The organism is Mycobacterium sp. E802, from assembly GCF_001666875.1.
Classification (GTDB): domain Bacteria; phylum Actinomycetota; class Actinomycetes; order Mycobacteriales; family Mycobacteriaceae; genus Mycobacterium.
In genome coordinates this window covers 25,791-39,105 of record NZ_LZJD01000018.1, presented here as the reverse complement: position 1 = coordinate 39,105, position 13,315 = coordinate 25,791, and the positions used below count along the sequence as shown (strand labels likewise).

Below are 13,315 nucleotides of genomic sequence, written 5' to 3'. Positions count from 1 at the left end.
CCATCGTTGCCGATGAAACCCGGACGCGCGGGAACGATGACACACGACTACAAACGCAACGGCACCATCGATCTGTTCGCGGCGATGAATGTTGCTACCGGTGAGGTATTGACCGACCTGCGCAAGGGGCATACCGGCGCTGACGTGTTGCGGTTCTTCAAACAGATCGATGCCAGCGTTCCGCGTGGTCTCGGTGTACATGTCGTGCTGGACAACTTGTCGGCGCACTCCACCCCTGAGATCGCGAAGTGGTTGGCGCACAAGGATCGTCGTCGGTGGCACCTGCATTACACCCCGACCTCGAGTTCGTGGGTAAACCTGGTGGAACGCTGGTTCAAAGAACTCACCGACAAACGACTGCGTCGTGGTGTTTTCACCAGCGTCGCTGAACTCACCGAAGCCATCACCGCATGGGCCGCGCACTGGAACGCTGACCCCAAGCCCTTCATCTGGAAAGCCACCGCCGAGGACATCATCGCCAAAGTCCAACGCGGCAGAGCCACTCTTAACCAGATCAAATCGCAGACGGACCACTAGGGCACTGCGGGGGCGAACCACCGGTTCCACTTGTTGCCCGGCTCGGCCACGTCGGTGACGACCGCCGACCAGCCCAGCGGTTCGCACAGTTGCTCTGGGGAGTCGGTCCCGAACAACCATGGCGCCCCGTTACGGGACATCTGTTCGCGGACCGCTGCCAGCATCACGCTGTCCAGCAGGACCTTGCCGACGATGTCGTAGAGCAGCGCCGAACCAGGCGCCGAGAGCGCGTCGACCCGCTCGAACAGCGCGTGCACAGCGCTCTCGTCGAGGTACTGCAGTAGCCCTTCCATCAGCCAGACGGTCGGCGCGTCCGGATCAAAGCCGTTGGCCCGCAACGTATCAGTCCAGTCTTCCGTAAGGTCGACGCCGATCCCCACCCGTCGGCAACGCGGTTGGTCCCCGGCCAACGCCTCAGCCTTGGCCGCGATCACCGCGGGTTGGTCGAGTTCGTACACCGTGGTGCCGTCGGGCCACGCCAGCCGGTAGGCGCGGGCATCGAGGCCCGCGGCCAGGATCACCACCTGCCGCACCGGTGGCACGGCATTCAACAGTGCCTCGTCCCAGAAGCGGGTGCGCACCACGATCTGCAGGGTCGACTTGTCGCCGGAGACAGCAACGGCGTCGGCAAGCATCCGCTGCCCGGACTCACCGGCCAGCTTCTCGGCGAACGGATCGGTGAAAAGCCGGTCGGGACGGCTGTTTTCCGCCGCGCGGATGGCTGCCACCAGCACGCCCGTATCGGCTACCGCCTGGCCTGGCGACTGCTCGGAGTTGGTCATCTCCCCATCATGCGTGGTCCACTGCTGATCACATACAGCTTTCGACTACCTGTTGCACTGCTGCGGTGACCGCGCTCGGCTCGTCGAGATGGATGTTGTGGCCACAGTCCAAGATGACATGGCTCCCACGTGGCAGCGCATCGGCCAACGATCGGTGACTGGCGATGAGGGCGGCCTGAATCTTCGCCATGGGCTTCGGAACTCGGGTGCTGCTCATCACGACCGCCGGGAGGTCGGGAAGCGAGACAGCCGCAACGCCATCATGGTCGAGAGTGGTCAGCCACCCCCGCGCCTCGCGCTTCCGGGCCTGTCCACCGGCCCGGGTGAACTCACAGCCTTTGATGTCGTCGGCGAATCCGGGTGGGGAGATTCGGTCGATGAACCGACCGCCCACCTGCTGCAGCAACCCGACCCGGGCTGCGATCCGCATCGAGAGGTCGATAGCTTTCAACGAAGTCCGGTACCAGAGCCCGTGCAGTTGCGGTACGTCAAGGGCGATTGAGTCAACGAGTACGAGTCCGGCAACGCACTCAGGCCTTCGGGCGGCCGCATATTGCGCAACCAGCCCGCCCAAGCTGTGGCCGACAATGACGAATTTCCTTGCTCCCCATACTGATGCTGCGTCGAGAATGACTTCGAGGTCATCGGTAAGGCGGGCTACTGTCCGGGGCGCTGAGTCGGCCTCGCTGCATCCGTAACCGGCGCGGTCGTACACGACGGTGTTCGCGAATCGGGCGATATCGGGTTGCACGAGTGCCCACAACCCGTGGGCGCAGCCCAGGCCGGACTCAAACGCCACTGTGATGTCAGATCCGCGGTCCTTCGCGATGTAGTGCAAAGTTCGGGCGTCGGGTGTCGTCGCAGAGGACACCTGGCCGAACGGGTTGGCAGCGCCGGTCAGGGAGCCCATGGGCTCATCTAATCAAAGTCGGGTTCGCGGGCCCGCCCGGCACGTCAACTCCCCGGCTGTTGCATGCCGGCCACTGCGTCGAGCATCGAACGCAGCTGGTTGATGAGCTGTTCGGGGGTCAGCGCGACCTCACCGGACAGCCACGCGCTGATCGTCTGGGTCACCCCGCCGACCGCGAAGTATGACGTGGCTTTGAGGTAGTCGTTGGCAGGCAGCTGCAGGGCATCGCCGGCGTGCTGACCGAGCAGCGTCGCGAACAGCGCCGTGGATTGCACGCGCTTGCGGGTCAGAACCTCGTTGGACAGTTTGACGCTGAACAGCAGCCGCCCGATGCGGCGATCCTGGGCGATCAGGTGCACGATGTTCGCCATTCCGGCCATGGTCTGCTCGGGCAGCGGGACGGCGTCGACGGCGGCCTGGGTGGACGTCGCGATATCGGCGATCACCCAGTCGTAGACGGCCCCGATGAAGTCGTCCTTGTCGGCGAAGCTCTCGTAGAAATACCGTGCGGCCAACCCGGCGGTGCGACAGACGGCACGCACCGTCACCTCGGCGTCCTCGGCTCCGAGCAGGTCCAAGCCGGCTTCCAGCAGCTGGCTGCGCCGTTGCGCGACGCGGTCGGCCGCTTCGACGCCGCGGTACGGGCGGACCTGCTTCATCCCCATATCTTGACACCTGTCAGACTGCCAGGCCAGTATCAGGAAACAGATGTTCTCAGTTCTAGAAGGGGTGGCCATGACGGTCAGCGAACCGGTGCCGCATGTTGTCGAACGGTCGATGAGCGAGTCGTTGACGCCGGGGTCTGCGCCCAGGCGCCGTCGGCGTGGTGCGAGTTTCGACGACGGGCTGATGGGCGTGGCGTTGTTGGCCGGCCCGGCCAACGTCATCATGCAGCTGGCCAACCCGGGCGTGGGCTACGGCGTCGTCGAGAGCCGCGTCGAGAGCGGGCGTACGGATCTGCACCCGATCAAGCGGGCCAGGACCACGTTCACCTACCTGGCGGTGGCCACCCGCGGCACCGATGCCCAGAAGGCGGCCTTCCGGCGTGCGGTCAACAAGGCGCACGCGCAGGTGTACTCCACCAAGGAAAGCCCGGTGCAGTACAACGCTTTCGACAAGAACCTGCAGCTGTGGGTCGCCGCCTGCCTGTACAAGGGCGGGGTTGACGTGTTCCGGATGTTCGTCGGCGAGTTGGACGACGAGACCGCCGATCGGCATTACCGCGACAGCGTGACGATGGGCACGACGTTGCAGGTGCCCGAGGAGATGTGGCCGGCCGACCGGGCCGCGTTCGACCGGTACTGGGAAGAATCGCTCGAGAAACTGCACATCGATGACACCGTGCGCTCCTACCTCTATCCGATCGCGGCGGGCCGACCCAAGAAGCCGGTGCTGCCCCGCGCGATTCAGCGCCGCCTCGACGCGACCGCCCTGCTGATCACGACGGGATTCCTGCCGCAGCGCTTCCGGGACGAGATGCAGTTGCCGTGGGATGCCAAGCGTCAGAAGCGATTCGACCGGCTGATCGCGGTGCTGCGCACGGTCAACGACCTGCTGCCCTCGTTCCTGCGACAGTTCCCGTTCAACCTGCTGCTCAAGGACCTCGACTGGCGCATCCGCACCGGCCGTCCGCTCGTTTAAATCGGACGCAGGTGCTGCACCGAGGTAAACCGGGCGAAATCCCGATCAAGCGTGACCACGTCGCAGTGGTGTTCGGCGGCGATCGCGGCAAGGACGGCGTCGGGGATCAGATCGCCGGCCGCGTCGGCTTCATCGCACAACTCTTGCAGTAGGGCCAGATGGCGCGGGCCGGGCCCGACCCGTAGGTGGTTGGGCTGCGCGTCCACTGCGGTGATGAAGGCGAATGCCTCGCGACGCGGTGACGGAACCTCGAAGATCCGGCGATTGGTGGCCAGCCGGAGAAATGATCCCCACACCATGGCCGGAACCGCGAAAGGTTCTGCGGTGTCGAGCATGTGGTCGAACCACGCCCGGACGGATGCGTGGTCAGGGTGATCTCCGCGATGGACGGCGAGCACCACATTGACGTCGAGGAGAAGCACGCGCTGTTACCGCCGCGCGTTGAGGTCGACGCCCTCGTCGAGGGCCTCGTGCAGTGCCCGGTTGGACCGCAGGTCTATGCCTGGGCGTGGCCCGCTACCGCCGGTGAACACCGGGACCGCGAGCCGTGGTGCGGCCTGGGAATCCGCCGCCAGTTCACGGCGCAGCGCGTCCTCGACGAGAGAGCCGAGTGTCTGACCCCGTTGCTGCGCGCGACGCTTGGCCGCGGCTAGTAGTTCGTCGGCGATGGCAATGGTGGTGCGCATGATGCCAATATACGCGCATCACGCGCATCACTTAGGTCGGCTGTCAGAATCGCGGCGTACCCTCGCGCTCGTGAACAGCGAGGGTAGAACAGACAACGACAACTGGGACATCACGACGAGCGTCGGACAGACCGCGTTATTCGTCGCTGCGTCAAGGGCATTGGAGGCGCGCAAGGCCGATCCCTTGGCCGTCGACCGGCATGCCGAGGTGTTCTGCCGTGCCGTCGGTGGCGACTGGACGGCCGCGGTCGAGGGCACCGACCCCGAGCATCCTCTGCGCACCGAGTTCGGGGAGAGCTTCGTCAACTTCCAGGGGGCCCGTACGAAGTACTTCGACGAGTACTTCACCCGGGCCATCGATGCGGGCGTCAAACAGGTCGTGCTGTTGGCCGCCGGGCTGGATTCGCGGGCCTACCGGCTGCCGTGGGCCGACGGCACCGTGGTCTACGAGTTGGACCGACCCCGGGTGCTCGAGTTCAAGCGCGAGACCATGGCCCGGCACGGCGAAGTGCCGACGGCAGAGCGGCGCGAGGTGGCGATCGACTTGCGGGAGGACTGGCCGGCCGCCCTTCGCGCCGCCGGTTTCGACCCGTCGGAGCCCTCGGCGTGGATCGCCGAAGGGTTGTTGATCTATCTGCCTGCCGCAGCACAGGAACGGTTGTTTGCTGGCATCGACGGGTTGGCCGCGCCGGGCAGCTTCGTCGGCATCGAGGAGGCGACGCCGATCCCGGCCGAGGCATTCGAGGCCAAGCGCGCCGAAGCGCTGGCTTCCGGTGACGAGAATGCGTTCTTCACCCTGGTGTACAACGAGCAGCACGCTCCCGCTGAGCAGTGGTTCGGTGCGCGCGGCTGGGATGCGAGTCCGACGCCCCTACATGCGTATTTGGCCAAAAACGGCCGCCCGGTTCCGGCTCCGGATTCCGAGGCGGGCCTGATGACGGGAACTATCACCCTGGCGGTCGCGACCAAAAGGTGAGGCAGTTCACGAGCTAGCCCGTACAGGTGCCTCTCGACAGTTAAGTTATGCAATGCTAACTTCAGCAAAAGTTAGCTTAGCCATACATAAGGGAGAGGGACGGGGGCTTTGTCGCTCCCGTGCACACATATGGGTAGTGACACGCTTGCCGCTCCGCCTCACGGAGCACCCCGGCTCGATCGCGATGTGATCAGCCGCTTCGCCACATGTTGTCGTGCGCTCGGCCTGACGGTGAACGACCGGCAGCGGCCGGCTGATTTCGCTGCGGCCCGGGGCGGCTTCGCCGGCCTGACGCGCATCGCGCACGACCATTGCGACGCGTGGACGGGGCTGGCCGCTGCGGGTGACGTGTCGGGTCCGGTGATCGACGCGGTGTGGCGTACCCGGGCCAGCGCCGGGCTGCTGCAGCGGGAGATCGACCTGTCCGCCGGCGATCTCGGATTCACCTACGACACCGGGCTGTATCTGCAGTTCCGGGCCACCGACGTGGACGACTTCCAGCTTGCCTACGCCGCCCGGATCGCCTCGGCCGGCTCTCCTGCCGAGGCCGACGCGCTGGTGGGCAAGGTGCTCACCCGCCGGCCCGGATGGCTGAACGCCACCTGGCTGCGGGTGGCGATCAACCATCGTGCGCAGCGGTGGTCTGACGTGGTGCGCCTGCTGACGCCGGTCGTCACCGATCCCTCGCTCGACGAGGTCACCTCACACGCCGCGCGGGTCACCCTGGGCATCGCCCTGGCCCGTCTCGGCATGCTGGCACCGGCGCTGTCCTATCTGGAGGATCCGTCCGGCCCCATCGCCGTGGCCGCACTCGACGGTGCGCTCGCCAAGGCGCTGACCTTGCGCGCGCAGGGTGAGGAAGAGGACGCGGCAGAGGTGCTGCAGGATCTCTTCGCCGCGCACCCGGAGAACAAGCAGGTCGAAGACGCCTTGTCGGATCCGACCTTCGGGCTGCTGATCACCACCGCCGCCCGCATCGACGCCAGGACGGATCCATGGGATCCCGAGACCGAACCGTCGGAGTCCGACTTCGTCGACCCGGGCGCCAAGGAACGCAAGGCGCACCTGCTCGTCGAGGCAGAGGCTGAGCTGGCCGAGTTCATCGGTCTGGAAGAAGTGAAGTTTCAGGTAGCCCGGCTGAAAAGCTCGGTCGCCATGTCGATCCGGCGTCAGGAACGCGGGCTGGCCGTGGCGCAGCGCACCAACCACTTGGTGTTCGCCGGCCCGCCCGGAACCGGTAAGACCACCATCGCGCGTGTCGTCGCCAAGATCTATTGCGGCTTGGGGCTTCTGAAGAAGGAAACGGTCCGCGAGGTGCACCGTGCCGACCTGATCGGTCAGCACATCGGCGAGACCGAGGCCAAGACCAACGCCATCATCGACAGTGCGCTCGACGGTGTGCTGTTCCTCGATGAGGCCTACGCCCTGGTGTCCACCGGCGCCAAGAACGACTTCGGTCTGGTTGCCATCGACACGTTGCTGGCCCGCATGGAGAACGACCGCGACCGGCTGGTCGTGATCGTTGCGGGGTACCGCAAGGACCTCGACATGTTCCTGGACACCAACGAAGGTCTGCGCTCCCGCTTCACCCGCAGCATCGATTTCCCGTCGTACTCGTCCTCGGAACTCGTCGAGATCGCCGAGCGGATGGCCGAGAAGCGCGACAGCACGTTCGAGAAGGCCGCGCACGACGAGATGGAGCGGCTCTTCGGCTACCTGGCGGAGGCCACCACGCCCGACGCCAACGGTGTGCCGCGGCGCAGCCTGGACATCGCCGGTAACGGTCGTTTCGTCCGCAACCTGGTCGAGCGTTCCGAGGAGGAGCGCGAGTACCGCCTCGATCACTCCGACCATGACGACTTCACCGACGAGGAGATGATGACGATCACCGCCGGTGACGTGAACAACTCGGCTGCCCCGCTGCTGCGCGGCCTGGGTCTGACGGTGCCGGCATGACCGCGCCGGAAAACGACGACCGTCGTTCGTTCAGCTCCCGCACCCCGACCAACGAGAACCCAGACCAGGTGTCCTACCGGCGCGGCTTTGTGACCAAGAACCAGGTCACCGGCTGGCGATTTGTCCAGCGCCGCATCGCTTCTGGCGTGGCGTTGCACGACACCCGGATGCTGGTCGACCCGCTGCGCACGCAGAGCCGGGCCGTGCTGACCGGGGCCCTGATCCTGGTCACCGGACTGATCGGTTGTTTTCTGTTCTCCCTGTTCCGGCCGGGCGGAGTCGCCGGCAACGACGCGATACTGGCCGACCGGTCGACCGCGGCGCTGTATGTGCGGGTCGGTGAGCAGCTGCATCCGGTGCTGAACCTGACCTCGGCGCGGCTGATCTCCGGCAAGTCGGACAACCCCACCACGGTCAAGACCAGCGAGATCGACAAGTTCCCGCGGGGCAACCTGCTGGGCATTCCGGGCGCGCCCGAGCGCATGGTCCAAAGCGGCGCGAGTGCCGCCGACTGGACGGTCTGCGATGCGGTGTCAGGTGCCAACGCCGGCGTGACGGTGATCGCCGGTGAGCTCGCGAGCGGCGAAGGACGTGCGTTGCCGCTGACGTCCGATCAGGCTGTGCTGGTACACAATCCGGTCGGACCGACCCCGGGTGACTGGCTGCTGTGGGACGGCAGGCGCAGCCCGATCGACCTGGCCAACCGCGCGGTCACTGATGCGCTCGGTCTCGGCGCGCAGATCCCGGCGCCCCGACTGATCGCGGCCGGGCTGTTCAACGCCATTCCCGAGTCGTCGGCACTGACGGCGCCGCCCATCGCCGACGCCGGCGCGCCGACGAGTTACGCGTTGTCGACCCCGGTGCCCGTCGGCGGTGTGGTCGCTGCCTACGACGCCGACAACACCGCCCGCTACTACGCGGTGCTGTCCGACGGTCTGCAGCCGGTCTCGCCGGTGCTGGCCTCGATTCTGCGCAACACCAACTCCTACGGACTGGACCAGGCTCCGCGGATCGGTCCCGACGAGGTATCTCGGATGCCCGTCTCCCATGCGATCGACACCACCGGATACCCGGACGCACCGGTGTCGTTGGTGTCGCCGTCCGCGGCGCCGGTCACCTGCGCGCAGTGGATCAAGCCGGCGGGTGCCACCGAGAGCTCGCTGTCGGTGCTTGCGGGTGCGACACTGCCGGTGCGCGACGGTCTGCGCACCGTCGACCTGGTCGGGGCCGGCAGCAATGGCACCGCCTCCCGGGTGGCGCTGACCCCCGGTAGCGGCTATTTCGTACAGACCGTCGGGGCCGAGCCCGGGTCGCCGACCGCAGGCTCGTTGTTCTGGGTGAGTGACACTGGTGTCCGCTACGGCATCGACACCGCAGGTGACGACAAAATCGTTGCGGCGCTTGGTCTTACCTCACCTGCCCTGCCCATCCCCTGGTCGATTCTGACGCAGTTCGCGGCCGGTCCGACCCTGTCCCGTGGCGACGCCCTGACCGCACATGATGCGCTGTCGGTCAACGCCAATGCTGCCCGCCTGGAGGCAACGCGATGAGTAGGTTGATCTTCGAGCACCAGCGCAGGCTGGCCCCGCCGACCACCCGCAAGGGCGCGATCACGATCGAGCCGCCGCCCCAGTTGGAGCGGATCGTCCCGCCGTCGCTGCTCCGCAGGGTCTTGCCATACCTGATCGTCATCCTGATCGTCGGCATGATCGTGGCGCTGTTCGCCACCGGCATGCGGATGATCTCGCCGACCATGCTGTTCTTCCCGTTCGTGCTGTTGTTGGCCGCCACCGCGCTCTACCGGGGCGGCGGCAACAAGATGCGTACCGAGGAGGTCGATGCCGAACGCGCCGACTATCTGCGCTACCTGTCGGTGGTCCGCGACAACGTCCGCGCCCACGCCGCCGAGCAGCGCAAGGCGCTGGAGTGGTCGCACCCGAATCCCGAAGTGCTGGCGACCATTCCCGGCACCCGACGTCAGTGGGAGCGCGACCCGCGCGACCGTGACTTCCTGGTGCTGCGCGCCGGGCTGCACGACGTGCCGCTGGATGCCGCGCTGAAGGTCAAGGACACCGCCGACGAGATCGACCTGGAACCGGTGTCGCACAGTACGCTTCGCGGTCTGCTCGATGTGCAGCGCACCGTGCGCGACGCCCCGACGGGCATCGACGTCACCAAGCTCGCCCGGATCACCGTCATCGGTGAGGCCGACGAGGTCCGCGACGCGCTGCGGGCCTGGATCGCACAGGCCGTCACCTGGCATGACCCGACCATGCTGGGGGTGGCGCTGGCCGCACCCAACGTGGACGGCGCGGACTGGTCCTGGCTGAAATGGCTGCCGCACGTGGACGTTCCGAACCAGGCCGACGGTGTCGGTCCGGCTCGGTACCTGACCAACAGCGTCGCTGAGCTGCGTGGACAACTCGATTCGGCCCTGGCCGGCCGGCCCGCGTTCCCGGCTGAGGCGGATCAGGCCCTGAAGCACCTGCTGGTGGTGCTCGACGATCCGGAGGCCGATCCCGACGACATCGCGCGCAAGCCCGGGCTGACCGGGGTGACCGTGATCCACCGCAGCGACAAGCTGCCCAACCGTGAGCAGTACCCCGATCCGGAGCGACCGATCCTGCGGGTCACCGAGGGCCGCCTCGAGCGTTGGCAGAGCAGCGGTTGGCAGCCCTACGTCGACCAGGCCGACCGGCTGTCGGCCGCCGAGGCCGCCCACATCGCGCGGCGGTTGTCGCGCTGGGATTCCAACCCCGGCTACGTGCGCTCCACCGCCACCGGCGGCGCGACGTTCACCACGCTGCTGGACATTCCGGATGCCGCGGCGCTGGACGTGGCCAGCCTGTGGGCCCCGCGCAACCGTGACGACGAACTGCGCGTGCCGATCGGCGTCACCGCCACCGGCGAGCCGCTGTACTTCGACCTCAAGGACGAGGCCGAAGGTGGCATGGGCCCGCACGGCCTCATGATCGGTATGACCGGCTCGGGCAAGTCCCAGACCCTGATGTCGATCCTGTTGTCGCTGTTGACCACTCACTCGGCCGAGCGACTCATCGTGATCTACGCCGACTTCAAGGGTGAGGCCGGCGCCGACATCTTCCGCAACTTCCCGCAGGTCGTCGCGGTCATCTCGAACATGGCCGAGAAGCGGTCGCTGGCCGACCGGTTCGCCGACACCCTGCGCGGTGAGGTGTCCCGTCGTGAGCAGCTGCTCAAGGAGGCCGGCCGCCGGGTGCAGGGCAGCGCCTTCAACTCGGTCACCGAGTACGAGGCGGCCATCGCGGCCGGGCACGATCTGCCCCCGATGCCGACGCTGTTCGTGGTGGCCGACGAGTTCACCCTGATGCTCGCCGAGCATCCCGAGTACGCGGACCTGTTCGATTACGTCGCCCGCAAGGGTCGCTCGTTCCGCATCCACATCCTGTTCGCGTCGCAGACGCTGGACGTGGGCCGGATCAAGGACATCGACAAGAACACGTCGTACCGGATCGGCCTGAAGGTGGCCAGCCCCAGCATCTCTCGTCAGATCATCGGGGTCGAGGACGCCTACCACATCGAATCGGGTCGTGAGCACAAGGGCGAAGGCTTCCTGGTGCCGGCTCCCGGTGCGGTGCCGATCAAGTTCCGCAGCACCTACGTCGACGGAATCTACGATCCGCCGCGCGCCGAGAAGTCGATCGTGGTGCGCGCCCTGCCGCAGCCGCAGCTGTTCACCGCCTCGCGCGTCGAGCCCGAGCCCGACACTGTCATCGTCACGAACGAGCCCGAGATCGATATCGCCCCACCGCGCAAGCTGATCGCCACCATCGGTGACCAGCTGGCCACCTACGGCCCGCAGGCACCCAAGCTGTGGCTGCCGCCGCTGGACGACGCGATCGCGCTGGACGACGTGCTGGCCCGCACCGACATCGAACCCGGCCAATTGCGTTGGCCGTTGGGCGAGATCGACAAGCCGTTCGAGATGCGCCGGGACCCGCTGGTGTTCGACGCCAACTCGTCGGCGGCCAACATACTGATCCACGGTGGTCCGCGATCGGGCAAGTCGACGGCGTTGCAGACCTTCGTCCTGTCCGCGGCGGCACTGCACTCGCCGAGCGAAGTGAGCTTCTACTGCCTGGATTACGGCGGCGGACAGCTCGCCGGCCTGGCCGAGCTGGCCCATGTCGGCAGTGTGGCCACCCCGCTGGAGCCCGAGCGCATCCGCCGGACCTTCGGTGAGCTCGAGCAACTGCTGCGGGCGCGTCAGCAGCAGGGCGCGGTGAGCCGGGTCGGTCGTTATGCCGACGGGTACGGCGAAGTCTTTTTGATCATCGACAACCTGTACGCGTTCAGCCGGGACAACACCGACACCTTCAACACCCGTAACCCGTTGCTGGCCAAGGTGACCGAGCTGGCCAATGCCGGGCTGGCCTATGGCATCCACGTCGTGATCACCACACCGAACTGGCTGGAGGTGCCGCTGGCCATGCGCGACGGGCTGGGCCTGCGGCTGGAACTCAAGCTGCACGACAGCCACGACAGCATCGTGCGGGTGGTCGGTGCGATGCGCCGCCCGGCCGAGTCGGTGCCGGCCGATCAGCCGGGCCGCGGCCTGACCATGGCCGCCGAACACTTCCTGTTCGCCGAGCCTCAGCTGTCCGACATCGCCGTCATCAACGCCCGCTACCCGGGACAAAGCGCACCGCCGGTGCGGTTGTTGCCGACCCAGCTGGCCCCGGCCGCGCTGGCCCCGCTGTACCCCGGGCCCGAGCAGGTGGTCATCGGTCAGCGCGAAGAAGACCTGGCGCCGGTGCTGCTCGATTTCAAGCACAACCCGTTGTTGGCGGTCTTCGGTGATGCGCGGTCCGGTAAGACCACGCTGCTGCGTCACATCATCCGGACCATTCGGGAGAATTCCCGGCCGGACGAGGTCGCCTTCACCGTCATCGACCGGCGGCTGCACCTGGTGGAGGAGCCGTTGTTCCCCGACAACGAGTACACGGCCAACATCGACCGGGTGCTGCCCGCGATGCTGGGCCTGTCGGCCCTCATCGAAAACCGCCGCCCGCCGGCCGGTTTGAGCCCGCAGGAGCTCAGCGCCTGGGACTACCGGTCCGGGGCCGACACCCACACCCACTACCTGATCGTCGACGACGTCGACCAGATCCCGGACGGGCCCGCGGTCAGCGGACAGTTCGTCGGGCAGCGACCGTGGACCAACATCGTGAATCTGTTGGCCGAGGCGTCGGATCTGGGGCTGCGCGTCATCGTGACGGCCCGGGCCACCGGATCGGCACATGCCGTGATGACCGCCCCGCTGCTGCGTCGCCTCAACGACCTGCAGGCCACGACGCTGATGCTGTCCGGCAATCCGGCCGACAGCGGCAAGCTCCGCGGGCACCGGTTCGCCCGGTTCCCGGCCGGGCGCGGCATGTTGCTGGGTGACGGTGACGCACCTGAATTCGTCCAACTCGTGAACCCACTCATCGATGACGCGGCACTGTCCGTGAACAACGGGAGAAAGGAATTCTGATGACATTGCGGGTAGTTCCGGAAGGATTGACCGCGGCCAGTGCGGCCGTGGAGGCGCTCACCGCGCGTCTGGCCGCCGCTCACGCCGCGGCCGCCCCCCTGGTCTCGGCGGTGATCCCGCCGGCCGCCGACGCCGTATCCCTGCAGACCGCAACCGGTTTCAGTGCCCACGGTGCCCAGCACACGACGGTCGCCGCCCAAGGCGTCGAAGAACTCGGCCGCTCGGGCGCAGGTGTCGCCGAGTCCGGCGCCAGCTACATGACCGGCGACGCGATGGCCGCGTCGTCGTACCTGACTGCGCGCGGTCTCTGAC

The 13,315-nt window shown here is 67.0% G+C and carries 12 protein-coding genes; 7 read left to right on the top strand and 5 right to left on the bottom strand.

What is annotated here, in order from left to right; translation table 11 throughout:
• Nucleotides 1-537: IS630 family transposase (locus tag A5699_RS03070; protein ID WP_157561054.1), on the top strand; the 537-nt coding region annotated here is incomplete at its 5' end.
• Here A5699_RS03070 and A5699_RS03065 read toward each other — a convergent pair.
• From A5699_RS03065 to A5699_RS03055, 3 genes are read right to left on the bottom strand one after another with little or no spacing between them, the layout of a single operon-like run.
• The gene (locus tag A5699_RS03065) at nucleotides 534-1,319 is read right to left on the bottom strand and encodes an SAM-dependent methyltransferase (RefSeq protein WP_067765192.1); all 786 of its coding nucleotides are present in this window, start codon (nucleotides 1,317-1,319) and stop codon (nucleotides 534-536) included. The genes A5699_RS03070 and A5699_RS03065 overlap by 4 nt on opposite strands.
• A gap of 28 nt (nucleotides 1,320-1,347) precedes the next feature.
• On the bottom strand, nucleotides 1,348-2,229 hold the full coding sequence (locus tag A5699_RS03060) for an alpha/beta fold hydrolase (RefSeq protein WP_067765190.1): 882 nt from the start codon (nucleotides 2,227-2,229) through the stop codon (nucleotides 1,348-1,350).
• A gap of 44 nt (nucleotides 2,230-2,273) precedes the next feature.
• Nucleotides 2,274-2,888, bottom strand: a complete 615-nt coding sequence (locus tag A5699_RS03055) for a TetR/AcrR family transcriptional regulator (RefSeq protein WP_067765187.1) — start codon at nucleotides 2,886-2,888, stop codon at nucleotides 2,274-2,276.
• Between the two features lie 76 nt (nucleotides 2,889-2,964).
• On the opposite strand from A5699_RS03055, the gene A5699_RS03050 reads away from it, so the two are divergent.
• The gene (locus A5699_RS03050; RefSeq protein ID WP_067765185.1) at nucleotides 2,965-3,870 is read left to right on the top strand and encodes an oxygenase MpaB family protein; all 906 of its coding nucleotides are present in this window, start codon (nucleotides 2,965-2,967) and stop codon (nucleotides 3,868-3,870) included.
• Here the strand turns inward: A5699_RS03050 and A5699_RS03045 are convergent.
• Together A5699_RS03045 and A5699_RS03040 are read right to left on the bottom strand one after the other, a co-directional pair.
• Nucleotides 3,867-4,292 carry a type II toxin-antitoxin system VapC family toxin gene (locus A5699_RS03045; protein WP_067765183.1) on the bottom strand — a complete coding sequence of 142 codons (426 nt, stop codon included), beginning with the start codon at nucleotides 4,290-4,292 and terminating at the stop codon, nucleotides 3,867-3,869. The genes A5699_RS03050 and A5699_RS03045 overlap by 4 nt on opposite strands.
• 6 nt (nucleotides 4,293-4,298) lie before the next feature.
• Nucleotides 4,299-4,556, bottom strand: a complete 258-nt coding sequence (locus A5699_RS03040; protein WP_067765181.1) for an antitoxin — start codon at nucleotides 4,554-4,556, stop codon at nucleotides 4,299-4,301.
• A gap of 70 nt (nucleotides 4,557-4,626) precedes the next feature.
• Here A5699_RS03040 and A5699_RS03035 point away from each other — a divergent pair, with 70 nt between their 5' ends.
• The 5 genes from A5699_RS03035 (at nucleotide 4,627) to A5699_RS03015 (ending at nucleotide 13,314) form a co-directional block, all read left to right on the top strand.
• On the top strand, nucleotides 4,627-5,532 hold the full coding sequence (locus tag A5699_RS03035) for a class I SAM-dependent methyltransferase (protein ID WP_067765173.1): 906 nt from the start codon (nucleotides 4,627-4,629) through the stop codon (nucleotides 5,530-5,532).
• A gap of 186 nt (nucleotides 5,533-5,718) precedes the next feature.
• Nucleotides 5,719-7,488, top strand: coding sequence for a type VII secretion AAA-ATPase EccA (gene eccA, locus A5699_RS03030; RefSeq protein WP_067765171.1), 1,770 nt, complete (start codon nucleotides 5,719-5,721; stop codon nucleotides 7,486-7,488).
• Nucleotides 7,485-9,038, top strand: coding sequence for a type VII secretion protein EccB (eccB, locus tag A5699_RS03025; RefSeq protein ID WP_067765170.1), 1,554 nt, complete (start codon nucleotides 7,485-7,487; stop codon nucleotides 9,036-9,038). Before eccA ends, eccB begins: the two co-directional genes overlap by 4 nt.
• Nucleotides 9,035-13,003 (top strand): type VII secretion protein EccCa, encoded by a 3,969-nt coding sequence (gene eccCa, locus A5699_RS03020; RefSeq protein ID WP_067765166.1) that lies wholly within the window; start codon nucleotides 9,035-9,037, stop codon nucleotides 13,001-13,003. Before eccB ends, eccCa begins: the two co-directional genes overlap by 4 nt.
• Entirely contained in the window at nucleotides 13,003-13,314 is a 312-nt protein-coding gene (locus tag A5699_RS03015; protein WP_067765164.1) for a PE family protein, read from the top strand. Before eccCa ends, A5699_RS03015 begins: the two co-directional genes overlap by 1 nt.
• Nucleotide 13,315 lies beyond the last annotated feature (1 nt).